The following is a 23,669-nucleotide window of genomic DNA, read 5'->3' as shown; positions in this document are numbered from 1 at the left end:
GAATGCGGGAGCGACTCCCCGCGGAAAGTATGGTGCGCCCCCAGGGACTTGAACCCTGAACCCACTGATTAAGAGTCAGTTGCTCTGCCGATTGAGCTAGAGGCGCGGAGGTACGTACCGCGCAGAGCGCACGGCGAACCGAGGGTCAACTCTATCATCACGATGAGGTCACCCGGAAATCGCTCAGGATGCCGCCACCTATCCTTGATCGTGTGACCTCCTCCCCCGTGACGAATCGTTTTGACGCACCCTTCGACGGTGACCTCGCGACGGAGTTGACGCTCGCGTTGCGCCTGGCAGATGCGGCCGACGCCGTGTCGATGGAACGCTTCGATGCGGCCGATCTCGACATCCGTGTCAAGGCGGATGCGTCGCACGTCACGGAGGCAGATCTGGCGACCGAGCGGGCGATCCGCGACATCCTGGCCGCCGAGCGACCCGAGGACGGGGTGTTCGGCGAGGAGTTCGGATCGTCGGGAGACGCGCCGCGGCAGTGGATCATCGATCCGATCGACGGGACCGCGAACTACCTCAAGGGAATCCCCATGTGGGCGACCCTGATCGCGCTCGCGATCGATGGGGTTCCCCGCGTCGGGGTCGTAAGCCAGCCGGCGATCGGTCGGCGCTGGTGGGGCGCCACCGGACTCGGCGCCTGGACGGCGGCGCCATCGGGCGAGGCGAAACCGCTGCGGGTGTCGGAGGTCGATGCGATCGAGCGGGCGAGTGTCAGCTTCCAAAGCATCCGTCAGTGGGACGACGCCGGGCGACTCGACGACCTGACCCGCCTCACGCGCGCCGTGTGGCGGGACCGCGGGTACGGGGACGCGTGGCCGTACATGCTGCTGGCAGAAGGCCGGCTCGAGATGGTCGCCGAGTTCGGCGTGAAGGAGTACGACATCGCCCCCTACGTCCCGATCCTGCAGGAGGCCGGCGGCCGGTTCACCGCGATCGACGGACGCCACACGCTGAGCGACCGCTCCGGTATCGCGACCAACGGCATCCTGCACGACGCGTTCATCGCCCTGCTGCACGGTGAGGAGTCCGCGCAGTGACATCCGGACCGATCCGACCTGCCCTTCTCGCGGTGGCCGTGCTCGGCGTGCTCGGTCTCGCCGCCTGCTCCACGACCCCCGCACCAGATCCGACCGGCCCCACGACGCCGTCGGCGCCGAGCGCTGCGCCGATCGCGACTCCGGATGCCTCCCCCGCACCCACCGCGGATGCCGCCGCACCGACGTGCGAGACCCTCATCTCGACGTCACTGGTGGAGGAGCTGAGAGGGTACGGCTGGACCGCGCAAGCGGAGGACTTCCTCGTCGGTGCGACGGTCGTCGAAGACGGCTTGCAGTGCACATGGGCGGACTTCGACGGCCCTGCGACCGACAACCTCCTGCTGTTCGGCTGGGCGCCTGTCGTCGCCAGCGAGGCGACGCGGCTGCAATCCGAGCTGATCGCCCAAGGCTGGATCCGAGAGGACGGCGAGCAAGGGACCTACATCACCGCCAACCCCGACTACGCCGTCGCCCTGGACGAGGACGGATATGGGATGACGTATCTGTTCGGGGACGGATGGGTGACCGTCGCGTTGACTAAGCAGGGCCTCGTGCTCATCGAGCGCCCAGACGCCTGACTCCGGTGCTGTCAACCCGCTCGCGTGGGAGGCGCCTTCCGGGTGCACTGGGACCATGTCCTCCTCGATCCTCGCTCGCGCGGTGCGCGGCGCTGTTGCCGGAGCCACCGCTACCGTCCCGATGACGGGTGTCTTCCTCTCTGCCCGCGCCAGAGGCGCGATCGACACGCTGCCTCCGACGCTCATCCTGCAGCGACTGGTCGGCCCCACGCGCCGCCGCGACCGGAGCGCCGAAGTGACGCGATGGGCGATGGTGCTCCATGTCGCCTACGGCGCGGGTGCGGGAGCCGCTTTCGCGGTGCTGGCGCCGGGAGCTCACGGGAGACGGGCAGTCCTCGGGCCGGTCTGGGGCGTGATCGTCTGGCTGATCAGCTACGAAGGATGGCTCCCTGCCGCGGGCATCCTCCCCCCGGCTCACCGCGACCGCCCGCCCCGCGCGAGGGCGATCGTCATTGCCCACATCGTCTGGGGCGGCGCCCTGGGGCTCCTGTCGCGACGCCGATCCTGAACGGCTGCCCCCATCCTGCTCGCCCGTCCGGTCCGATACAGTCAGAGTCATTGTCGCCTGACCCGAACGGACGGCATCGATGCCCGGACTGTCTCGCCGCCACTTCCTCGCTGGCGTCGCCGCGCTCGCGGCCGCCACCGGCATGAACGTCGACCTCCTCGGCCGTAGCCTCGCCGCCCGCGCGCAGTCGACGGCACAGACGGCGGCGAGCATCCCGACGACGCTCCAGCAGACGATCCTGCAGGGCGGGGTCGTGAAGGGCTCGTACCGCGGTTTGACCACCGGACCGGGCGAGCCCTACCTCCCCCGACTCGACATCCTGCGTGCGACACCCTCGAGCACCCGCGCCGGTGCCCGCCGCTCGCTGCTGTATCTCGGACACCTCTCGGATCTGCACGTCATCGACGCACAGTCGCCCGGGCGCATCGAACCGATGATCGTGCAGGACCACTCGGCGTGGGGTTCCGCGTTCCACCCGCAAGACCCCTTGAGTCCGCATGCGACCGCGGCGATGGTGCAGGCGTTCTCGGATGCCCGGTACAGCCCGCTCACCGGCGCGCCGATGAGCGCGGCGATCGTCACCGGCGACTCGGCCGACATGCACTCCCACATGGAGCTGCGCTGGTACATCGATCTGATGGATGGCCTGAGCGTCGACCCTGCCTACGCGAGTTCGACGTATCAGGGTGTGCAAGCGTGGGCGGAAGCCACCTGGGCGTACCGACCTGGTGACCCGAGCGGCGGAGCCTTCGGCGACTACGGGTTCCCGCAGCTTCCGGAGCTGCTCTCGCAGGCCATCGCGAAGCCCGTCGACTCTGTGGGCCTGCCCGCCCCCTGGTACGCCGTGTACGGCAACCACGACACACTGCTGCTCGGCACCTTCAATCTCAGCCCGCAGCTTCACGCTCTGGCGATCGGCGCCCAGAAGTCGTACACGCTCGAGGGCACGGCGGGAACGGCGCTCGGCGGGTGGGCGGCTGCCACCGGCATCCTGCAACAGGCGGTCGACGCCCTCGGGCTCGAGTGGGGTCGGCCGGGCTTCAAGGAGGTCGCGGCGAGCGCCGAGCGTTACCTGTTCGAGCAGCGCGAGTTCATGGCCGAGCACTTCAACACCCAGCCGACGCCAGGCCCCGTGGGCCACGGCTTCACCCAGCACAATCTGGACTCCGGAGAGACCTGGTGGTCAGCCGACCTTTCGCCCAACGTCCGAGGCTTCGGCCTCGACACCTGCAATCAGGTCGCGGGGCCCGACGGCGGCGTTCCCGAGGTGCAGTTCCGGTGGCTGGAAGCGCAACTGCAGCAGGCCCAGGCCGAGAACAAGCTCGTGCTCATCTTCAGCCACCACAACAGCCTCACCCTCGAAAACAAGGCGCAGCGGTTCGATGATCCGCAGAAGCTCTATGGCGCCGAGGAATTCGTGGCGATGCTGCTGAAGTACCCCGTCGTGATCGGGTGGCTCAACGGGCACACGCATCTGAATCAGATCCTCGCGCACGCAGACGGCGAGCGCGGCTTCTGGGAGATCACGACCGCGTCGTGCATCGACTTCCCCCAGCAGCAGCAGGTGGTCGAGATCGTCGACAACCGCGACGGCACCCTTTCGCTGTTCACGACGGTGCTCGATCACGCCTCACCGGCCGTGCCCGGATCGAGCGGCAGCGTCGCCGACCTCGCGTCACGTTCCCGCGAGTTCGCCGCGAACGACTGGGCAGAAAGTCCGATGATGCGTCGCGGCTCGCCGCTGGATCGCAATACGGAACTCCTGCTGAAGGCCCCGTTCGATCTGTCTCGCATTACGGATGCCGCGCTCGAGAAGCAGCACATGACCGAGGCTGCGAGGATCCTCGCCTACGAGACGGAGCGTGGACTGTGAGGCGGCGACTGATCACGGCATCCGTGCTCGCGGCGAGCATGATGGCAGTGGCCGGATGCTCGCAGGTCGAGGCCCTGGCACCGGTCGGTGGAAATCACATGACAGAGATCCGGTACGCCGCGATCGACATCCTGCTCGCGAAGAACATCGACGTGCTCGTCGCACCGGTGTGTGAGCAGTCGGGCGAGGCGGTGTCGTGCACCGGTGAGACGGCAGACGGCGAGGTGATCACCGTTACCTCCCCGGCCGATGCCACCGACACGGTGACCGTGACCGTGGGCAGCGACACGATCTATGACGGGAAGTACTGGGACATCCTGGATGACGCTGTGCGAGGTGAGCTGTGAGCGCGTGGGGTCTGCTCGGTCGCACCTGGCGGATGTGGGTGCCTATCGCCCTGCTGAACACCGTGCTGCAGGCGCTGCTCGTGGTTCCCTTCGCGACGCCCGCGGCATCGGTCGTCTTCGTGCTGCTCGTGCTCGCTTCGCTCGCCGGAGTCGTGGCCAGCGTCGCGCTGATTGCTGCGGCGCTCCGCTCGGCGCTTGCAGGGAGCAGACGATGGCCGACCTGGGGCGAATGGCTCGCGGTGCTGCTGCTCACGGTCGCCGTATCAGCAAGCGCTCTGGTCGCTGCGTGGCTCGTGATCCCGACACTCGCAGTCGCGGCCATCATGCTGCCTGCCGTCTTCGGAGTTCCGCAGCGCACCGCGTGGGGCTTCGGCTTGTTCGCACAGGCACCGCTGCGCGGCGTCCTGCTCACCCTCATGACGTTGGCACTGGCCGCACTGCTGTGGTTCGCAGCGCTCGTGTTCGGATTCTTCGTCACCGGCTGGGTCGGCGCCGCCCTGACGTGGCTGGTCTTCGGGCTCGTCGGCGTTGTTGTTCTCGCGTCCTGGTTCGCGACACCGCGCCGCGATCGGGCCTGACCTAGCCGGTAACGGATGCCTGGGTGTCGGCATCCGTCATGACAGCGCCAATCTGTACAGAAGCGTCTCGGCGGCACCGAAGATGAAGCTGACCTGCATCGCGACCGCAAAAACGGCGCCCAGCGTGTACCAGAACAAGTAGGGGCTGCGGCGCCGCAGGAAGAAGACCCAGAGCCCGACGACAGTCCCGATCGCAACGGTCGCGCCGATCACGGTCGCGAACGCCATCCGCACGAAATCAGCGGCATGCGGTTCGCTCCACGAGTTCGCGGCAATGCCCAAGAGTCCCGGGACGAGCAGGACACCGAGCAGGAGGATCGTTGTTGGCGAGTTCCAGGCCCGATTCCGACGCACCCCGACCTGCGTCTGCGTATCGGTCATGGCCCCACCGTAACCCGGATGACCCGGGGCGCCGCAAGACACGGAAGAATCAGAACGTGAGTTCGTCGCTGTTCGCGCCACCCCGTTTCTCTGACCTCGCTGCCGCAGCGGCGGGCGAGAAGCCCCTGACCTGGCGGCAGCGTCGCGCCCGGTTCCGGCAGATCTGGGGCCTGGCCAGGCGTCACGGACTCCTCCCGCTCCGCAAGCTCGATTTCAGCTACGACCCCGCAACCGCCGACGTTCGCGCACGCCAAGCACGCGGCCTGCGCGAAGCGCTCGAAGAGGCAGGCGGCGGCTTCATCAAGGCCGGGCAGCTCCTCTCCACCCGCGACGACATCCTGCCGACCGAGTGGGTTCGCGAGCTCTCGCGTCTACAGAAGGAAGTGAACCCCGCTCCCCCCACGCAGATCGAAGAGCTCCTCGAACGCGAGCTCGGCGAGCGTCGCGGCAGGTTCGCCAGCTTCGACGTGGAGCCGCTGGCGGCGGCATCCATCGCCCAGGTGCACCGGGCAACCCTGGATGACGGCACCGTCGTCGCCGTGAAAGTGCAGCGCCCCGGCATCCGTGCCCTGCTCGATTGCGACATCGACATCATGCTGCGTCTTGCCGGCTGGGCAACCCGTCGGATCGCGCAGGCCCGCCAGTTCGGTGCGCTCGATATCGCGAAGCAGTACGCGCAGGACCTGCGCAACCAGGCCGATTTCGCGCGCGAGGCGAGCAACCTCGAGAGCCTCGCTCAGTCGGCACGGTCCGCGCGCGACGAGGTGCGCATCCCGCGGATCTTCCCCGATCTGTCCACCGACCGCGTCCTCACGATGGAATTCATCGACGGCGAGACGATCACCGCTCTGCGGCGCGAGGGGCAGACCGACGAGATCGAGGATGCCCTGCGCACGGTCCTGCGCAGCTTCCTGCGTCAGCTGGTGATCGACGGCGTCTTCCACGCCGATCTGCACCCCGGGAACATCATCATCGACCCCGAGGGTGCGCCGGCGCTCATCGACTTCGGCTCGGTGGGCCGGCTCGACCGCGACCTGCGGCAGACGGTCCAGGATCTCGCGATCGCGTTCCTGCAGGGCGACACCCGCCGGGTCGCGGATGCCGCTCTGGCGATCATGCCCCTGGCAAACCCCGCCGACGAACCCGGATTCCGACGTGCCCTCGCCGAGTTCGTCACCCACGACCTCGGCAGCGGTTCCCGCATCACACTCGGCACGATCGACAACGCCAGCGACCTGTTCATCCGCTACGGCAGCGCGCTGCCCGCCGATCTGGTCGCCGCCGGCCGTGCTTTCGCGATCCTCGAGGGGACCCTCCGCACCGCCGCACCGACGATGGATGTCATCGGCGAGTCCCGCGACGCGGCGCAGGCGCTCATCCTGTCGCAGTTGCGGCCGCGGGCACTTGCCGGGGCGCTCGGACGTTCCGCGCTGGGCGCATTCCCGCGCCTGCGGCGGCTTCCCGATCGACTCGAGACGATCGTCGGCGACCTGGCCGATGGCAAGCTCACCGTGAAGATCCGCCTGTTCGCCGACGACCGGGATCGCCGGGTCGTCACGGGCGTCATCCGCCGAGTCTCGACCGTGATTCTCGGCGGGATGCTGACCGTCGCGTCCCTCGTGATGTTCGTGCTTCCGCCGTTCGAGGGCGGCTCGCTCTCCCCTGTCGCGGCGGGTGTGGCGCTGGCGATCGGGGCTGCCGCGACGTTTGTGACCGCGGCGGTGGATGCCCTGCTGGGGCGCCGCCCCTGACATCCTGGTGCCCGGGCGCACCCGGACAGTGCAGAATCGGGGCATGGAACGCTTTGACACCGTCGTCATCGGCGCCGGGATCGCGGGGCTGACCGCCGCGCGACTTCTCGCTGCGGCGGGCCGCGACGTCGTCATCCTCGAGGCCCGGGACCGCGTCGGTGGACGGGTGCAGACCGATCGCACCGACGGTGAGGTGACCGATCTCGGCGCATCCTGGATCCACGGCGTCACCGACAGCCCCGTCGCGGCGGCAGCCGAAGCGTTCGGGATGCGGACGGTGGAGTTCACGGTCGGTGGCTACCAACCCGACAGCCGAGCGATCGCCTACTACGGCCCGGACGGCCTGCGGCTCTCGGATGCCGAGGCCCACGCTTTCGCGGACGACGTCCACGCCGTCGATGCGGCGCTGGTGGCCGTGATCGCGGCATCCGCGCCCGACGCGTCGTACCGCGATGTCACCGAACAGGCGTTGGCGGACCAGGGATGGGACGCTGAGCGGACCCAGCGGGTGCGCGAGTACCTCGAGCACCGGGCTGAGGAGCAGTACGGCGCCTGGATCGAGGACCTCGCCGCGCACGGCCTCGACGATGACGCGATCGACGGTGATGAGGTCGTCTTTCCGGACGGCTACGACGTGCTCGCCGCGCGACTTACCGAAGGGCTCGACATCCGCCTCGAGCACATCGTCACGCGGGTCGAGTGGTCGGATGACGGGGTCGTCGTCTCGACCGACCGGGGCACGTTCAGCGGCGCCACCGCCGTTGTCACGGTGCCGGTCGGTGTCTTGCGCTCGGATGAGTTCGTCATCCACCCCCCGCTTCCCGAGCCCGTCGCTGGCGCACTGTCGCGCCTGACGATGAACGCGTTCGAGAAGGTGTTCCTGCGCTTCCCGACGAAGTTCTGGGACGAGGGCGTGTACGCCATCCGTCAGCAGGGCCCCGAGAGCCGGGCCTGGCACTCGTGGTACGACCTGACCGCGCTGCACGGCACGCCGACCCTGCTGACCTTCGCCGCCGGACCGACGGCACGTGAGACTGCGGAGTGGGATGCCGAGCGCGTCGTGGCCGACATCCTCACCCAGCTGCGCCGGCTCTATGGTGATCGCGTCGTCGAACCCACGACCGTCGCGATCACGTCGTGGCACGATGATCCGTTCGCGCGCGGGTCGTACGCCTACATGACGCTCGGTTCGACGACGGCCGACCACGACGACCTCGCGACACCGATCGGCGGCGTGCTGCACCTGGCGGGCGAGGCGACGTGGACCGACGATCCCGCGACGGTTCCTGCGGCGATGCTCTCGGGCCACCGCGCCGCCGAGCGGATCGTGGGTCACGACATCCCGATCAAGACCCTCTGGAGCTGACGCGGCGCGGGACGGCCGTGCCGCTAGATGCGCTGCAGCTCGCCCCGCACGATGGAATCGCCGGAGTGTTCCGGTGGACCGCCTTCGGGTTCTGCCGAGATATCGACCAGGACGAACTCGTCGAGGTCGACGTCGTCGGGTATCGGGAACGTCGCAGTCTGGCTGTCGAGGACGCCGAGACTGAGAATCTGGGTGGCATCGGCCGAGATCAGCCACACTTCGCGGAAGGTTCCGGGGATCGGCGCTGCATCGAGGGTGACGACGACGCTGCGCTCGGGACCGGTCTCCTCAACAATCGCTTCGCCGTGCGCTCCGGGATGGTCGGGGAAAGCCAGCAGCTCCGCCGACGCGATCGGTGTGGTTTGCGGCAGTGAAGCCAGTGACCACACTCCTCCGACGACAAGCACCAGCGCCACTGTGGCCGCCAGCGCCCACAGGCCACGGGTCCATCCGCCGGGCCGGCGCTGCGCGCCACGACCGTGCATTTGGACCGCGCGCTCGCGCCGGGGGTGCGCCGGCGCCGCCTCGATCGTGAGAGCATCCGCTTCGGATGCTGCATCCGAGGCCGCGACCGCCGTGTCGGAACCCGATGAGCCCGTCGACGTGCCGGCTGCCGTGTTCGCCACGGGTTCCCCCTCGATGCTCAGGCCGAGTTCGTCGACGATGGAGTCCCACACCCGCGGGGGCGGCGATTCGAGGGCGTCGATGACGATCGTCGAGCGGCCGATCGCCGCGGTGCGGCGCAGCGCATCGACCTCCGCGGAGCACTGCGGGCACTCGTCGAGATGCGCGCGGTCCGCCGCGGTGAGTTCCTGCTCCCCCAAGGCGACGAGAGGGAGGATGTCGGGGTCAAGATGCGACATAGCTCACCTCCAGTCGGTCGCGAAGTCTCGACAGACTCCGCCGGATATGGCTCTTGACTGTTCCCAGCGGCATCCCGAGCCGCTCGGAGATCTGCTGATGCGTGAGGTCATCGTAGAAGGCGAGCTTCACGACGGCCTTCGCATCGGGTTCGAGAAGGTCGATTTCTTCGGCCAACAGTAGTGAATCGCCGAGGTCGACATCCGCGCTGGCGACATCCGGTCCAGCCACTCTCTCCAACTCCTGCTGCAGACGAGCGGCGCGTGAACGGGCTTCGTGGGCATCGGCGATGCGACGACGGGCAATCGATACAAGCCAGGTCGAGAGCATCGACCGGGACGGGTCGAACGTGTCCCGGGACCGCCACGCCGACACGAACGTCTTCTGGGTGACGTCCTCGGCGTCGAGGCGATCACCCAGGGAGCGCAGCGCGATCGTGTAAACGACCGCAGACCAGCGCTCGTACATGTGCGCGAGCGCCCGCTCGTCACCGGCCCGGAAACGGTCGCTCAGTTCGAGGTGTTCCTCGTCCTGCACCGGAGAGACCTCCTGCCTCATGGCAATCACCGCGCCGCGGCATCTGCCGGACGAGCGACGACGACAATGTTGTCTCGGTAGTGGCCGAGCGTGGAATCGAACGGTCCGCCGCAGGTGATGAGCACCAGCGTACGCTCTCCATCCCGTGCGAAAAGGTGGTCAGGGAGCTCACTCTTGACGTACTCGGTAACCGACTCGACGCGGTACGCCCATTCCCGGCCCGACTCGTCTGCGACAGTGACGGCTGCTCCGACACCGAGGTCGCGGAGCCTGCTGAACGGACCGATGCCGTAGGTCGCAGAATCGACGTGAGCTGCGATCACGGTGTTTCCTTCCTCGGATGCCGGTGCCGGGCCAAACCGGTACCACCCGGCGACCGCAGGGTCCTCGGGGATCTCCATGAACCCGTCTGCCAGGACGCCGACCGGAACGACAGGAACGGATACCGAGACATCCGGAACCGTCAACGACTGCGGCTGCGGTGTCAGCGCAACCGCCTGCGGCGCCGCCGAGACGACCGGCACATCGACCGCCGGCCGCGGAGGAGCCGGGGCTGTCGCGCTCGGACTCGGCGGAGCCGGAGGCTGCGCCCCCACCCCGGAGGGGATGAGGGCGCAGCCAGAGAGCAGCGACAAGGCGACGACGGCAGCGGTGCTAGCCGCGGCGGTGCGCACTCGCGCTGAGGTGAGCATCAGCGGCGGGCGACCGAACGAGCGATCAGCACGCCACCGCCCGCGAGAACCGCAGCGGCGACGAGCCCGCCGATGAGCAGACCGCCCTGCATCATGGCGTCCTGCTGGGCCAGCTGTCCGCCGGTTCCAGAGTTCACGCCGCCGGGTGCGGAGTGCAGGCCGTCGATGGTCTGCACGGCGAGGGCGAGGTTGTCGTCATCGAGGCTTCCCCAGGCGTACACGATCGTCAGCTGACCGTCAGCGATCGTGACGTCGGCGGGTCCGAGCAGCGCCGGGCTGGTCGTTCCTGCCGCCACGACGGATGCTGACACCGTGCCTGCTGCCAGGTCGAGCGTCGCCTCGTCGGGGTTGGCAAGTCCTTCAACCACGGCGGTGTCGCCGGCGAGGATGTCGACGGCCGGAGCGGCCGCGACGTGACGCACCGTCAGTCGGCCTTCGCCGGCGGCGGTCTCGCTGATGTCGTTGGTGAACAGCGTCGCGGTGGGGTCACCGGTCTCGGTCAGGTGCGCGACGGCGGTGTAGCTGGTGTTCGCGTCCAGCGTCAGCGTGATCGGGCCGAGCACGGGGCTCGACGCATCAGCAGCATCCGGCGCCGTCAGCGCTACCTCGTAGTCGCCCGCAGGAAGGTCAAGGGGACCGGCGAGGTCACCGGGCTGGAAGTCGTCGATCGTGAGCTCCCCGTTCACGTAGACGTCGACAGGCGTGTCGGGGATGCCGTGCAACACCGACAGGTCGGCACTGGTGTCCGAGATCGCGAAGGCCGGGGTGACGGCACCGAAAGCGAGTAGAGCGCCGGCCGTTGCGCCGGCGAGAAGTGTCTTGCGCATCGTTCCTCCAGGGTCAGGTGGGTCGTTGTTGTCCCACTGACTAGTGATTCCTGGGGAGGAGGCGATTTGGATGCAGCAGTATGGAAAAACTTCGAGCAGCGCTTCCGCGCCGCGTGGTTCCGCGCGTAACGGAGCGTCAGGACTCGGGGACCCCCGGCTCGGCGCCCGTTGCGACCGGGCGATCCGGTGTGTTGGACCACTGGCTCCACGATCCGGGATAGACAGCCACGTCCAGGCCCGCCGCAACCCCCGCAAGCGCCGTGTGCGCCGCCGTCAGACCCGAGCCGCAATACGCAGCGACCGGTGTGAGGTCGCTCACTCCGGCACTCTCGAACGCTGCGCGAATCGCCGCCGGCGACGCGAAACTCTCTCCGTCGAGCACGGCATCGGCGGGCAGGTTCACCGCGCCCGGGATGTGCCCAGCGACGGGATCGAACGGCTCGGACTCTCCGCGATAGCGCTCCGGCGCACGCGCGTCGAGCAGCACTCCGTGCTGCGGCCATGCGGAAGCCTCGTCGATCGAGATGCCCTCATCCAGGTCATCGAGCTCGATCGATCCCGGTTCAGGTGAGACGTCGCCCGTCTCGAGCGGAAGTCCTGCCGCCCGCCACGCCGACAGGCCGCCGTCGAGAACACGGATGTCGCTCATCCCGGCGCCGCGCAGCAGCCACCAGGCCCGCGCCGCCGAGATAGAACGGTAGTCGTCGTAGACGACCACCGTCTCTCCCGCGTGCAACCCCCAGCGGCGGGCGGCATCCTGCAGCGTCTCGCGCGACGGGAGCGGGTGCCGCCCCTGGGACGGCGCACCATGCGTCGCAAGCTCGGTGTCCATGTCGACGTACACCGCACCCGGGAGGTGCCCCGCCCGGTAGTCGTCACGGCCGTCGGGCTTGTCGAGGCGGTATCGCACGTCGAGAAGACGGATGCTGCTTCCGGCCTCGAGCAGATCGTGGAGTTCGTGGGCCGAGATGAGCGGGGAGCCGGGCATAGCAGCATCCTCGCACGCGCGCGAAAACGAAGAGCCTCCTCGACAAGCGCAAACACGCGGATCGAGGAGGCTCACTCCGACAGTGTGACAGCGGCGTCGGCATCCATCTTCTGTGTGCCGTGGTGGAGATGGGGGGAATCGAACCCCCGTCCATCGCTGGGTCATCGCGCCTTCTCCGGGCGCATTCTGTGAAAGCGTTCTGCTCGGCTCCGACCTTTGTCACAGACACCTAAGTCGACAAGCCCAGCCTGGGAGGAGTCCCGCGTGACGTCCAGGCGCCGTCACGCAGCAAGATCCCTTAGATGACGCTAGGAACCGTAGCGGGATCGCCTACGGGCTAACGGACTCGGGCTCGCTGCTCAGGCAGCGAGGGCGAAGTCAGACTGCTTCTTATTGGCAGTTATTTGTTTGCAGGGGGCGTTTACGAGATAACCCCGCATCCTCGGCCCGCTTCTCGCGAATTCGCAGACGATGTCGAAACCGATCATCCCCATGTGCCTCTGCTGAGGCTGTTCCCTCACGTGAGGGGCCGCTGTCACACTGTGGAGTTACGAAGGTTCAGGATGCAAGAGCACCCGAGCGTTACAGGATACAACGGATGCCGCATCCTGCGCATTCCCGGTGCTCAGTTGCACGACGTAGAGTCGCACTCATGCGCGATGTCATCATCACCGTCCGTGGCGAACACCAGACCCGGGTCGCTCCCGAAGAGGCCGTGGCGAGGCTCACGATCCGGACCGAGGGTGAGGAGCGCGCCGACGTCATGGGAAGAGCGACGGATGCCGCAGGCATCCTGCGTGCTGCTCTTACCGCCCGCCAGGACGCGGGAGATATTCGCGAGTGGTCCACCGGCCGCCTGACCGTCCGCTCCGAGCGCCCGTGGAACGCCGAGGGCAAGCAGCTGCCGCTCGCGCACCACGCCGCGCTGGATGTCTCAGCGACCTTCGCCGACCTCGATGCGCTCTCGGGATGGCTCGGCGAGGTCGCCGAACTCGACGCGATCCACGTCGACGGCGTGCAGTGGATGCTGACCGACGCGACCCGCACAGCCGTCGAGGCGGATGTCGCAGCCCAAGCGGTCCGTGTCGCGATGACCCGCGCGACCGCCTACGCCGCCGCGCTCGGGCTCGCGGAGGTTACGGCTGTCGAGGTCGCTGACGTGGGCCTCCTCGGCGGTGGCGCCGCCACCCCTGCATCCGGACCCTCGCCCCGGATGATGATGGCTGCGAGCCCGATGGACTCGGCGAGCTCACTCGAGCTGCAGCCGGCCGACATCGTGGTCAGCGCCGCTGTCGAGGCACGGTTCAGCGCCCGCTGACGGGCCGCGGCTCACTCGCCCAGGCGGTTGCGGGTGCGCATCGCGCGCTCAGCCTCCCGCTTGTCCTGCCGTTCCCGCAGTGTCTGACGCTTGTCGTACTCCGCCTTACCCTTGGCCACGGCGATCTCGACCTTGGCGCGCCCGTCCGAGAAGTAGAGCTTCATCGGGATGAGCGTGTAGCCGCCCGCCGAGACGGCGTGGCTGAGCTTGATGATCTCGTCCTTGTGCAGCAGCAGCTTGCGCACCCGCTTGGCGGCGTGGTTGGTCCAGTGCCCCTGCGAATACTCGGGGATGTGGACGGCGTCGAGAAACGCTTCGCCCGCGTCGATGTATGCGTAGCCGTCCGTGAGATTCGCGCGCCCCTGGCGCAGCGACTTCACCTCGGTGCCGGTGAGCACGAGGCCTGCCTCGTACGTCTTCTCGATGGAGTAGTCGTGGCGCGCGCGACGGTTGGTCGCGATGACCTTCTCTCCGCGTTCACGTGGCATGACTCCTCCTTCCCGGTAGCAGCCCACCAGTCTATCAACCGCCGCGCGGGCGTTCAGGTCGGCGCATTGCCGAACTGAACGGCAAGGAGGGCGAGGAAGATCCAGAGCACGTACCCGATCACGCCCGCGAAGATCGTGACGGCGGCCACCGAGTACCCCCACCCGATGTGCCCAGCGCGCAGGAGGCGACGGATGACGAGGACGGCCAGCACGGTGCTGGCGACAACGGGGAGTCCGAACACGGCCACCGAGATGAGCGGGCCGCCGAGCTGGGCCAGTGCCGCGATTGCGAAGAGGACGAGGGGGCCGAGTCCGAGAATGACGCCCGCCGCACCCCACACCGGCGCCGATCGAACCGGCCGCGCCGCCCTCCGCCCCTGCGCCATCTCGCCTGCTCCCTCGCTCGCGACTTCCGGCTCGGGGCTCAGGCCCGGAGCCAGCGACGGATGGCGAAGCCCGCGGACAGTGCAGCAAGCACGATCCCGATGCCGATGAGGACCGGGATCACGAGGATCACATCAGCGGTGTCGACCCAGGTCGCCACGAACGTGATGCGGGAGCGCAGATATTCCTGCACCCCGAACTGCACACCCGCGACGACCGCGAGACTTGCCAGCACCGAGCCGATGAGCGCGGCGAAGACACCCTCGAGGATGAACGGGGTCTGGATGAACCGGTTAGATGCTCCGACCAGCCGCATGATCCCCAGTTCCCGTCGACGCGCGTAGGCCGACAGACGGATGGTGGTCGAGATCAGCAGAACCGCAGCGATCAACATGAGGCCTGCGACCCCCACCGCCACGTAGGTTGCGACCGTCAGCGCCGAGAACAGCGGCTCAAGGTATTGCAGCTGATCGTTGACTTCTTCGATACCGTCGGCACCCGCGAAGGCCTCCGAGATAACGGCCGACTTGCTCGGATCTGCGAGAGTGATGCGGAACCTCGCGCCGAACTGGTCCTCGGTGAGGATGCCGTCGTACTCATCACCGAGAAGACTCAGCGCGTCCTCGTAGACCTGCTCGGCGCTGTCGTACTGCAGGTCGCTGATCAGCGGCGAGAGAGAGTCCGAATCGAGTTCAGCCCGAACCGCGTCGATCTGCTCCTGGGTCGCGACCCCGCCCGCGCAGCTGGCCACCTGCGACAGCGAGCTGCACATGTAGATCTGCACCTGCGCACGATCGGCCCAGAACGCACGCATCGTGCCGATCTGCAGCTGCATGAGCATCGCGGCACCGACGAAGGTCAGCGACACGAAGGTCACGAGGACAACCGAGATCACCATCGACGCATTGCGTCGCAGACCGCTGAAGGCCTCCCCGAGGACGAGCCCGACCCTCATGAGGTGGGTCCGACTTCGTCGTCGCGCTGCTGCGCATTCAATCCCAGGCGTTCGGCGAGCCCGAGCTCTTCGACCTCGACCTCCGGAATGTCGATGACCGGCACCGGTTGCGTGGCCGGTCGAGGCGCAGGCTTCGCCTCCGTCGAGGGGGCATCGGTGGATGATCCGCGATCGTCGGCGGCCGATGGAACCTCGCCGACGGCTGGAGCGGGCACGTCCGGATCCACAGGAGCGGGGCGGACCTCCGCGAGCGGTGACGCGACCGGCGCTGTCGACGGATCGTCGGCGACGTCGAGAGCGGCAGCCACGGCGATCTCGGCATCCGTAACGGTCGGTTCGATACCGACCTCGCGCTGCAGTTCGAGCACCGCCGTGAGGGCAGCGGCAGCCGCGGCCCCGCGCACCTGCTCGGGCTGGAGCCGCGGCAGTCCCGAGGTGTCGCCGTACCCGCCGTGGCGCTCGTCACGCATCATCTGGCCGCCGCGCAACTCGATGACGCGGCGCTTCATCTGGTCGACGAACCCGGCCTCGTGCGTGGCCATGACGATCGTCGTGCCGCCGGCGTTGATCCGCGCCAGCAATTGCATGATGTCGATCGAGGTCGCCGGGTCGAGGTTTCCCGTGGGCTCGTCGGCCAGTAGCACCTGGGGACGGTTGACCAACGCGCGCGCGATGGCGACGCGTTGCTGCTCACCGCCCGACAGTTCATGCGGCATCCTCTTCTGCTTATCGGCGAGTCCGACCAGGGCAAGCGCCTCGGGTACTGCCTGCTTGATGAACCCGCGCGAGGAGCCGATGACCTGCAGCGTGAAGGCGACGTTCTGGAAGACCGTCTTGTTCGGAAGGAGCCGGAAGTCCTGGAAGACCGCGCCGACGTGGCGCCGGAAGTAGGGAACCTTGCGGTTCGCGAGCGTACGCAGGTCGCGTCCGAGCACGAGCACGTTCCCGGAGGTGGCGACATCCTCCCGCAGGATGAGGCGTAGACACGATGACTTACCCGACCCCGATGCGCCGACGAGGAACACGAACTCGCCGCGGAGCACTTCGAAGCTCACCTGGTCGAGGGCGGGTTTCGCGGTGCCCCGGTATCGCTTGGTGACGTTCTCGAACCGGATCATGGCGATCTGAGCCTAAGCGCGCCACCGTGCAGGGGCGGGTGCGACACCCGAGGGCGCTCAGTCTCGCGTATCGCGCGACTCAGTCGTCGTTGTCTTTGCGCTTTCGCCACCGGATGCCGGCCGCGATGAATCCGTCGAGGTCGCCGTCGAACACGACGGCGGGGTTGCCAACCTCGTATCCGGTGCGTAGGTCCTTGACCAGCTGCTGTCCGTAGAGGAAGTAGGAGCGCATCTGATCGCCCCAGCTCGCGGTGATGGTTCCGGCGAGTTCCTTCTTCTTGGCCGCTTCCTCCTCACGCTTGAGGAGGAGGAGCCGAGTCTGCAGAACACGCATCGCGGCGGCACGGTTCTGGATCTGACTCTTCTCGTTCTGCATCGACACGACGATTCCCGTGGGAAGGTGCGTGATGCGCACCGCGGAGTCGGTCGTGTTGACGGACTGGCCGCCGGGACCGGACGAGCGGAAGACATCGACGCGGATGTCGCTCTCCGGGATGTCGACCTCGACAGCCTCTTCCATCACCGGGATGACCTCGACCGCAGCGAATGAGGTCTGACGTTTGTCGGCCGCACCGAAGGGGCTGATCCGGGCGAGACGGTGGGTGCCGGCCTCCACCGAAAGGGTGCCGTAGGCATACGGGGCGTCGATCTCGAACGTGGCCGACTTGATGCCGGCACCCTCGGCGTAGGAGGTGTCCATGACCTTCACGGGGTACTTGTGTCGCTCGGCCCAGCGCAAGTACATGCGCATGAGCATCTCGGCGAAGTCTGTCGCATCGTCGCCGCCCGCGCCCGAGCGGATCGTGACGACGGCCGCCCTATCGTCGTATTCGCCGTCGAGGAGGGTCTGCACCTCGAGGTCGCCGATGACTCGTTCGAGTTCGGCAAGCTCGCGTCGCGCCTCACCCGCCGACTCCTCGTCCTCCATCTCGTTGGCGAGCTCGACGAGCACCTCGAGGTCGTCCAGGCGTTGCGCGACGGCGGTGATGCGGGACATCTCCGCCTGCCGGTGACTGAGAGCGCTCGTCACCTTCTGCGCCTTCTCGGGGTCGTCCCACAGGTCGGGCGCGCCCGCTTCGTCGCTCAGCCGGGCGATCTCGGCGGCGAGCGCGTCGACGTCGACAACGGACTGGATGTCGGTGAACGTGGAGCGCAGGGCCTGGATGTCGGCGGACAGATCGAGTTCGAGCATGACAGTCCAGACTAACGTGGAACTGATGGTCGATCCCCCCGCACCGATCCGCGCGCGCGACGTTCTGTGGCGGTTCGGGCCTATGGTGTACCTGCCCACCGTGCTGTTCGCGCTCGGTGAGGGGGCGGTGATCCCGCTCATTCCCGTCATCGCGGCCCAACTCGGCGCCGATGTCGCGGGAGCGGCTCTGGTCGCGTCCGCGCTCGTGGTCGGGCAGCTCGCCGGCAACCTGCCGGCGGGATGGGCGGTGGCGCGGTTCGGCGAGCGCGTCACCATGGGCGTTGCCGGGGCGATCGCGCTCGTCGGCGTCGCGGGCATGGTCCTGGCGCCGATGCTCGGGGTGTTCGCGGCATCCGTGCTGCTCATCGGGCTCTGCGCGGCGGCTTTCGGGCTTGCCCGGCACTCGTTCATGACGACACGGGTTCCGCTGTCCTTCCGGTCGCGGGCGATGTCGCTGCTGGGCGGCACCTTCCGCCTCGGCATGTTCGTCGGGCCGTTCGTGGCCGCCGCGCTGCTTGCGCTGTTCGGTGACGAGCACGCGGCGATCTGGTTCTTCGGGGTGTGCCTGGCCGCCACCGTGGTCCTGGTGGTCTTCGGCCCCGACCCCGAGCAGCAGTTCGCGCCGACCGAGGCGACCGTGTCAGCGAATGCCACCGGTGAGCGAGATGACCGCGAACTCGACGGCGAGGACACCGGGGAAGCGATCACCGGGAGCATCCGGATACCGGGGCGACGCGAGAGCGTCTTCGTCGTCGCCTGGCGGTACCGCGCCGTCCTGTCCCGCCTCGGCGTCGCGGCAGCATCCTTGGCGGCTGTCCGCTCGGCACGACAGGTCGTCTTGCCGCTGTGGGGCGTCTCGATAGGACTGGATGCCCAGACGATCGCGTTGGTCGTCGGCATCTCGGGCGCGATCGACTTCGCGCTGTTCTACGCGAGCGGACAGGTCATGGATCGGTTCGGGCGTCTTTGGGCAGCCCTCCCGGCGATGCTGCTCATGGGCCTCGGCTTCCTCGCGCTCGCGTTCACGCATGACCTCGATTCGTCGGCCATGTGGTTCGCGATGTTCGCTGCGGTGCTCGGTGTCGGCAACGGCCTCTCCAGCGGCATCCTGCTCACCCTCGGCGCCGACGTCGCGCCGCGCACGGACCCGGCCCCCTTCCTCGGCTCGTGGCGGATGCTCACCGATGCCGGTGGGGCCATCGCGCCGCTGCTGGTGTCGGGGATCGCTGCACTGTCGACCCTGCCGCTGGCGACCGGGACCATCGGCGTGCTCGGACTGCTCGGGGCGGCAGCCTTTGTGCGCTGGGTTCCCCGATTCGTGCCGCGTCCCGGCCGCCTCGGCTGACGCTCAGTCGGTCACGATCGGGATACCGGTCGAGGACGACGCCGCGTCGACGCCGCCGGCATCCGTGACGTTCTCGAAGCCGAGGCCCTCCATGATCGCGACCGCCTGCGCGGACCGGTTCCCCGTGCGGCAGTAGACGATGTACTCCCCGTCGGCGGGCAGCTGTGAGATCTCCTGCTCGAACGCACCCGACTGCAGATCGATGTTCACGGCGCCGTCCAGGTGGCCCTGCGCGTACTCCCCCGGTGTGCGCACATCGACGATCACGGCATCCGAGGAAACCTCGAGGCTGGGTGACGATGAACACGCCGCCAGACTCGTGGCGAGGGCGGCGGCGGCGAGCGCGGCCAGAAGCAGTCGGATGCGTCTCATGGGGGGTCCTTCCGATCACACGAGATGAGGTATACCCCCTAGGGTATAATACGAATCATGGCAACCCGCGAGATCACCCTCGAGACGATCGAAGAGACCATTACCGAGCCCGGCATCGTGCTCCTGGACTTCTGGGCCGCATGGTGCGGACCCTGCCGGATGTTTGCGCCCGTGTTCGAGAGCGCATCGGATGCGCACCCCGACATCGTGTTCGGAAAGGTCGACACCGAAGCTCAGCAACAGCTCGCCGCCGGCTTCCGCATCACCTCGATCCCGACGCTGATGGCCTTCCGCGACGGCATCCTCGTCTTCTCACAGCCCGGCGCGCTCGCCGCCCCGCAGCTCGAACAGGTGATCACCGCCGTCGAAGGACTCGACATGGATGACGTGCGGCGACAGGTAGCCGCGCAGAAGGCCACCCAGAGCGAGGACCCGGCGACCTGAGGGCGGGCCCCCGCCTGTTTGCCAGATGGCGCTGAGTATCGATCAGACGGTGCTGAGTGCTCGTGAGGGCGCTCGCAGCACGTCATCGAGTGCGTCCAGGAGGGCCTCGGGCTTGAGCAGCTGCATCTCGTGGCGGCTCAAGAACTCGCGCACGTCCCACCCGTGAGCGGTGAGGCGTTCGAGGTATCGACCGCGCAGCAACCGGGACTTGGTGGCCTTCACAACCGTTGACGGGACCGGCGGCGGAGCGGGCTCAACGCGGTGAGCATCCAGTTCCCGCACCACCGACACAGCCATGAGGCGATCCCAGCGACGCGTGCTCGCCCGAAGGCGACGGCGCAGGGGCGCGGGCACGGCCGGATCGACGACCGAGAGCATCCGTGCCACCACCGGGCCCGCCATGCGGTACGTGAGCAGCCGTCGCCCCGCCACGCCGGCATCCACGTCGAGCGCAGGGTCGAGGTAGACGGCGTGGCCGGGCTGCAGTCGCGCCGCGGCGTCGGCAAGGACGCGGCCGCCCAGCGAGTGCCCGATCGCCAGGTCTAGTTCCGAAGGCAGGGTCTCGACGAGGTCGTCGGAGAAATCGCGGAGGCGATAGTGGTCGGCGCGAGGGCTGGAACCGTGTCCGCGCAGGTCGACCGCGAGCACACGCATCCGGTGCCGGCGCGAGAGCCGCTCGGCGAAATCCTGCCAGAGCAGACCCGACCCACTGATGCCGTGGACGATCGCTGCGGTGCGCTCACCGCTTCCGAATTCGTGTACCGCCAGACGCACATATCGACGGTACGCCCGCCAGCTATGAGCCGGCTCGGAGGGCAGCCGTGAGATTCCTGCATGTCCTTCCCGCATCCGCCGAAGACGTATCGGCCGGCGGGTGCCGCCGACCCCTGTCCGCCGCGTGAGGGCTCTCGATAGGATCGCCCCGGCGAAGGGATCCGCATGAGCGAACATGCCGCGACACCATCCGTAGGCAGCGGACCAACACCGGCATCCGATCCGACGACGTGGTGGGCGACGGATGCCGCCGCCGTCGCGTCTGATCTGGGCACGGATGCCGTGCGCGGCCTGACCAGTGCCGAAGCCGCCCGACGCCTCGCGAGCTATGGGCCGAACACGATCCCCGCTCCCCCTGCGCCGAGCGCGTGGACGATCGCGTTGCGGATGCTCGCGGATCCGATGAATCTCATGCTCGTCGCGGTCGTCGTGGTGAGCCTGATCATCGCCCAGTTCGCCGTCGCCTTCATCGTTGCTGCCCTCATCGTGCTGAACGTGGTTCTCGGGACTCGCCAGGAACTCGCCGCCCGGGCGAGCGTGGACGGTCTTGCGAACCTGCAGATCCCGCATGCCAAGGTCGTGCGCGACGGGTCCCTCCGCGAAGTCCCCGCGCCGGAGGTGGTCCCCGGCGATCTCGTGCAACTCGAAGCGGGAGATCTCGTGCCGGCCGACGGCCGCATCCTGCGCTCGGCCAACCTCCAGACCCAGGAGGCGGCGCTCACGGGAGAAAGCGCACCCGTCGACAAGGATGTCGCAACGATCGACGGACACGATGTTGCCCTGGGCGACCGCGCCAACATGCTGTGGCAGAACACCACCGTGACGCGCGGCACTGCCGCGATGGTCGTGACCGGAACCGGGATGTCGACCCAGATGGGACAGATCGCGGCGATGCTCACCGCTGTCGCGCCCTCCAAGTCGCCGCTGCAGCGTGAGCTCGACGGCCTCACGAAGGTGCTCGGCTTCGTCGCGTGGGGTGCCGTGGCGATCATGATCATCCTGGGTCTCCTGCGCGGCGAGACGATCGCGACGGTACTGCTGGTGGGAATTGCGATGGCTGTCTCGGCAATCCCGTCCGCCCTCCCGACCTTCGTGCAGGGGATGCTCGCATACGGCGCCCGGCAGCTGGCCGAACACCGCGCTGTCGTGAAGAACCTCAGCGACGTCGAGACGCTGGGCGCGACATCCGCCATCAACTCCGACAAGACCGGCACGCTGACCCTCAACCAGATGACCGCCACAAAGCTCTATGCGCTCGGGCAGTGGTTCACCGTCGAGGGCGAGGGGTATCGCAAGACCGGGGCCCTGCGGCACGCCGCAGGCAAGGAGGTTCCCGACTTCACGCCGCTCGCCTACGGCCTGTGCCTGAACTCCGACGCGACAGTCTCCGACTCGGGCGTCGTGGTCGGCGACCCCACCGAGGCCGCCCTCGTCGTGCTGGCCGCGAAGCTCGGCGTGGACGCCGAAGAGAGCCGCCGCGCCTACCCGCGCGAGGCCGAGGTGCCCTTCGACTCGGCCTACAAGTTCATGGTGACCTTCCACCACGCGCCGCTGCAGGGCGCTGAGACGTTCCTGGCGACGATGAAGGGCGGGCCGGATGTCGTCATCGACCGCTGCTCGCACGTCGTCACCGCCGACGGCGTGGTTCCCATCGCGGACGCGAAGGACATCATCCTGGAGGCAAACGCCGAGCTCAGCCGCAACGGCCTGCGGGTCCTGGCGATTGCTGTGCGTGATCTGCCTGGGCAAGAGGCGACAGCGAAGGCCGACCCGATGTCCCTCGCCGAGGACTTCACCTTCGTCGCGCTCGTCGGCATCATCGATCCGCTGCGACCCGAGGCGATCGAGGCGGTACGGATCGCCGGTGAGGCGGGCATCGAGGTGCGCATGATCACCGGCGACCATGCCGTGACCGCCGCCGCGATCGGACGCGAACTCGGCCTCGGCCCGGGAGCGATCAGCGGGCCCGAGCTGCGAGCGCTCAGCGACGAAGAGCTCACGGCGCGTCTGCCCGAACTCCACGTGTTCGGCCGCGTCACCCCCGAAGACAAACTGCGGATCGCCCGGCTCATGCAGGAGCGCGGCGACGTCGTCGCGATGACCGGGGATGCCGTCAACGACGCCGCAGCCCTCAAGCAGGCCGATATCGGGGTTGCGATGGGATCGGGCAGCGAGGTGACCAAGCAGGCCGGCAAGATGATCCTCACCGACGACAACTTCGGCACGCTCGTCGAGGCGATCCGGCTCGGCCGGACGATCTACGACAAGATCGTCAGCTACGTCCGCTACCAGATGGCGACCCTGTTCTCGCTCGTGCTGCTGTTTCTCGTGTCCAGCATCCTCGACATCAACAACGGCACACCGATCACGCCCCTCATGGTGCTGTTCCTGAGCTTTTTCATCACGTTCTTCCCCGTGATCGTGATCACCCTCGACCCGAGTCCCGCCGGGCTCATGAGTCAGCCGCCGCGCGACACCAAGGTTCCGCTCGCGAACCGCCGCTCGATCGCGCAGTGGCTGCTCTATGGCGTCGCGATCTTCGGGGTGGCTCTCGCCGCGATGCTCCTCTCCCCCGGCCAGCCGAGCCAGACCGAGCCGTCGGTGCCGGTCACGATGACCTTCGTCGTGCTGAGCCTCGGGTCGGTCCTCGCCGGATTCGCGATGCGCCGCGACCCCGGTTCGGGTCTTGCTGCGCCGATCGCCAACGCCCTGAAGTGGATGTGGATCCCGGTCGTGCTCACGGTGCTCTCGGTCGAACTCGACTTCATGAACGCGCTTCTCATGACGACACCGCTGGATGCCGCGCAGTGGTGGCTCGCGATCGGGCTCGCGCTCATCCCCCCGATCGTCGTCGAGGTCGACAAGCTCATCCGCCGCGGTCTCGCCGGGAGGCCTCGACCCGCATAACCACGGGCATCCGCACAACGACGGACACGTCGG

The 23,669-nt window shown here is 68.0% G+C and carries 25 protein-coding genes, 1 tRNA gene and 1 other RNA gene; 12 read left to right on the top strand and 15 right to left on the bottom strand.

From position 1 onward, the window contains the following. Positions 1–30: 30 nt before the first annotated feature. Positions 31–106: transfer RNA gene (locus AC3ENO_RS08760), tRNA-Lys, on the bottom strand. Between the two features lie 82 nt (positions 107–188). On the opposite strand from AC3ENO_RS08760, the gene AC3ENO_RS08755 reads away from it, so the two are divergent. From AC3ENO_RS08755 to AC3ENO_RS08730, 6 genes are all read left to right on the top strand, one after another. Beyond that, positions 189–1,052 (top strand): inositol monophosphatase family protein, encoded by an 864-nt coding sequence (locus tag AC3ENO_RS08755; RefSeq protein ID WP_434970255.1) that lies wholly within the window; start codon positions 189–191, stop codon positions 1,050–1,052. Beyond that, a complete protein-coding gene (locus tag AC3ENO_RS08750; protein WP_434970254.1) occupies positions 1,049–1,630 on the top strand; it encodes a DUF3558 domain-containing protein in 582 nt (193 codons plus the stop codon). Before AC3ENO_RS08755 ends, AC3ENO_RS08750 begins: the two co-directional genes overlap by 4 nt. Positions 1,631–1,685: 55 nt before the next feature. After that, positions 1,686–2,138 (top strand): hypothetical protein, encoded by a 453-nt coding sequence (locus AC3ENO_RS08745; RefSeq protein WP_434970253.1) that lies wholly within the window; start codon positions 1,686–1,688, stop codon positions 2,136–2,138. A gap of 79 nt (positions 2,139–2,217) precedes the next feature. Further along, the gene (locus AC3ENO_RS08740; protein ID WP_434970252.1) at positions 2,218–4,011 is read left to right on the top strand and encodes a TIGR03767 family metallophosphoesterase; all 1,794 of its coding nucleotides are present in this window, start codon (positions 2,218–2,220) and stop codon (positions 4,009–4,011) included. Next, the gene (locus tag AC3ENO_RS08735) at positions 4,008–4,358 is read left to right on the top strand and encodes a hypothetical protein (protein ID WP_434970251.1); all 351 of its coding nucleotides are present in this window, start codon (positions 4,008–4,010) and stop codon (positions 4,356–4,358) included. The genes AC3ENO_RS08740 and AC3ENO_RS08735 overlap by 4 nt, the downstream gene beginning before the upstream one ends. After that, positions 4,355–4,936, top strand: coding sequence for a hypothetical protein (locus tag AC3ENO_RS08730; RefSeq protein WP_434970250.1), 582 nt, complete (start codon positions 4,355–4,357; stop codon positions 4,934–4,936). Before AC3ENO_RS08735 ends, AC3ENO_RS08730 begins: the two co-directional genes overlap by 4 nt. A gap of 36 nt (positions 4,937–4,972) precedes the next feature. Here the strand turns inward: AC3ENO_RS08730 and AC3ENO_RS08725 are convergent, their stop codons facing one another. Next, a complete protein-coding gene (locus AC3ENO_RS08725; protein WP_434970249.1) occupies positions 4,973–5,317 on the bottom strand; it encodes a hypothetical protein in 345 nt (114 codons plus the stop codon). 56 nt (positions 5,318–5,373) lie between these two features. Between AC3ENO_RS08725 and AC3ENO_RS08720 the strand changes: the two genes are divergently transcribed. After that, a complete protein-coding gene (locus AC3ENO_RS08720) occupies positions 5,374–7,068 on the top strand; it encodes an ABC1 kinase family protein (protein ID WP_434970248.1) in 1,695 nt (564 codons plus the stop codon). 43 nt (positions 7,069–7,111) lie between these two features. Next, positions 7,112–8,434, top strand: coding sequence for a flavin monoamine oxidase family protein (locus AC3ENO_RS08715; RefSeq protein ID WP_434970247.1), 1,323 nt, complete (start codon positions 7,112–7,114; stop codon positions 8,432–8,434). 23 nt (positions 8,435–8,457) lie between these two features. Here the strand turns inward: AC3ENO_RS08715 and AC3ENO_RS08710 are convergent, their stop codons facing one another. From AC3ENO_RS08710 to ssrA, 6 genes are all read right to left on the bottom strand, one after another. After that, positions 8,458–9,297 (bottom strand): anti-sigma factor, encoded by an 840-nt coding sequence (locus tag AC3ENO_RS08710; RefSeq protein WP_434970246.1) that lies wholly within the window; start codon positions 9,295–9,297, stop codon positions 8,458–8,460. Next, positions 9,284–9,853 carry an RNA polymerase sigma factor gene (locus AC3ENO_RS08705; protein ID WP_434970245.1) on the bottom strand — a complete coding sequence of 190 codons (570 nt, stop codon included), beginning with the start codon at positions 9,851–9,853 and terminating at the stop codon, positions 9,284–9,286. Before AC3ENO_RS08705 ends, AC3ENO_RS08710 begins: the two co-directional genes overlap by 14 nt. Positions 9,854–9,858: 5 nt before the next feature. Then, on the bottom strand, positions 9,859–10,356 hold the full coding sequence (locus AC3ENO_RS08700) for a class F sortase (RefSeq protein WP_488185772.1): 498 nt from the start codon (positions 10,354–10,356) through the stop codon (positions 9,859–9,861). Positions 10,357–10,523: 167 nt separating this feature from the next. Continuing rightward, complete coding sequence (locus tag AC3ENO_RS08695; RefSeq protein WP_434970243.1) at positions 10,524–11,351, bottom strand: DUF4397 domain-containing protein; 828 nt, start codon at positions 11,349–11,351, stop codon at positions 10,524–10,526. 136 nt (positions 11,352–11,487) lie between these two features. Next, complete coding sequence (locus AC3ENO_RS08690) at positions 11,488–12,339, bottom strand: sulfurtransferase (protein ID WP_434970242.1); 852 nt, start codon at positions 12,337–12,339, stop codon at positions 11,488–11,490. A 120-nt stretch (positions 12,340–12,459) separates the two neighbouring features. Next, positions 12,460–12,831: a transfer-messenger RNA gene (ssrA, locus tag AC3ENO_RS08685) on the bottom strand. A gap of 160 nt (positions 12,832–12,991) precedes the next feature. Between ssrA and AC3ENO_RS08680 the strand changes: the two genes are divergently transcribed. Further along, positions 12,992–13,657, top strand: a complete 666-nt coding sequence (locus AC3ENO_RS08680; protein WP_434970241.1) for an SIMPL domain-containing protein — start codon at positions 12,992–12,994, stop codon at positions 13,655–13,657. 11 nt (positions 13,658–13,668) lie between these two features. Here the strand turns inward: AC3ENO_RS08680 and smpB are convergent, their stop codons facing one another. The 5 genes from smpB to prfB form a co-directional block, all read right to left on the bottom strand. Continuing rightward, a complete protein-coding gene (gene smpB, locus AC3ENO_RS08675; RefSeq protein WP_434970240.1) occupies positions 13,669–14,145 on the bottom strand; it encodes an SsrA-binding protein SmpB in 477 nt (158 codons plus the stop codon). Positions 14,146–14,198: 53 nt separating this feature from the next. Continuing rightward, positions 14,199–14,531: a hypothetical protein gene (locus AC3ENO_RS08670; RefSeq protein WP_434970239.1), complete on the bottom strand. Its 333-nt coding sequence runs from the start codon at positions 14,529–14,531 to the stop codon at positions 14,199–14,201. A 38-nt stretch (positions 14,532–14,569) separates the two neighbouring features. Next, positions 14,570–15,484, bottom strand: coding sequence for a permease-like cell division protein FtsX (gene ftsX / locus AC3ENO_RS08665; protein WP_434970238.1), 915 nt, complete (start codon positions 15,482–15,484; stop codon positions 14,570–14,572). Then, positions 15,481–16,602: a cell division ATP-binding protein FtsE gene (ftsE, locus tag AC3ENO_RS08660; protein WP_434970237.1), complete on the bottom strand. Its 1,122-nt coding sequence runs from the start codon at positions 16,600–16,602 to the stop codon at positions 15,481–15,483. Before ftsE ends, ftsX begins: the two co-directional genes overlap by 4 nt. Positions 16,603–16,681: 79 nt before the next feature. After that, the gene (gene prfB, locus AC3ENO_RS08655) at positions 16,682–17,794 is read right to left on the bottom strand and encodes a peptide chain release factor 2 (protein WP_434970236.1); all 1,113 of its coding nucleotides are present in this window, start codon (positions 17,792–17,794) and stop codon (positions 16,682–16,684) included. Positions 17,795–17,819: 25 nt separating this feature from the next. Here prfB and AC3ENO_RS08650 point away from each other — a divergent pair, with 25 nt between their 5' ends. Beyond that, positions 17,820–19,139, top strand: coding sequence for an MFS transporter (locus tag AC3ENO_RS08650; RefSeq protein WP_434970315.1), 1,320 nt, complete (start codon positions 17,820–17,822; stop codon positions 19,137–19,139). A 3-nt stretch (positions 19,140–19,142) separates the two neighbouring features. On the opposite strand, the gene AC3ENO_RS08645 is transcribed toward AC3ENO_RS08650, so the two are convergent. Further along, the gene (locus tag AC3ENO_RS08645) at positions 19,143–19,511 is read right to left on the bottom strand and encodes a rhodanese-like domain-containing protein (protein WP_434970235.1); all 369 of its coding nucleotides are present in this window, start codon (positions 19,509–19,511) and stop codon (positions 19,143–19,145) included. A 57-nt stretch (positions 19,512–19,568) separates the two neighbouring features. On the opposite strand from AC3ENO_RS08645, the gene AC3ENO_RS08640 reads away from it, so the two are divergent. Then, complete coding sequence (locus AC3ENO_RS08640) at positions 19,569–19,955, top strand: thioredoxin family protein (RefSeq protein WP_434970234.1); 387 nt, start codon at positions 19,569–19,571, stop codon at positions 19,953–19,955. A 42-nt stretch (positions 19,956–19,997) separates the two neighbouring features. On the opposite strand, the gene AC3ENO_RS08635 is transcribed toward AC3ENO_RS08640, so the two are convergent. Then, positions 19,998–20,729: an alpha/beta fold hydrolase gene (locus tag AC3ENO_RS08635; RefSeq protein ID WP_434970233.1), complete on the bottom strand. Its 732-nt coding sequence runs from the start codon at positions 20,727–20,729 to the stop codon at positions 19,998–20,000. Positions 20,730–20,894: 165 nt separating this feature from the next. Here AC3ENO_RS08635 and AC3ENO_RS08630 point away from each other — a divergent pair, with 165 nt between their 5' ends. Further along, the gene (locus AC3ENO_RS08630; RefSeq protein ID WP_434970232.1) at positions 20,895–23,636 is read left to right on the top strand and encodes a cation-translocating P-type ATPase; all 2,742 of its coding nucleotides are present in this window, start codon (positions 20,895–20,897) and stop codon (positions 23,634–23,636) included. Positions 23,637–23,669: the final 33 nt, after the last annotated feature.

This window comes from Microbacterium sp. bgisy207 (assembly GCF_057706855.1).
The sequence above is the reverse complement of the archived record's forward strand: the minus strand, read 5'-3'. Positions and strand labels throughout refer to the sequence as shown.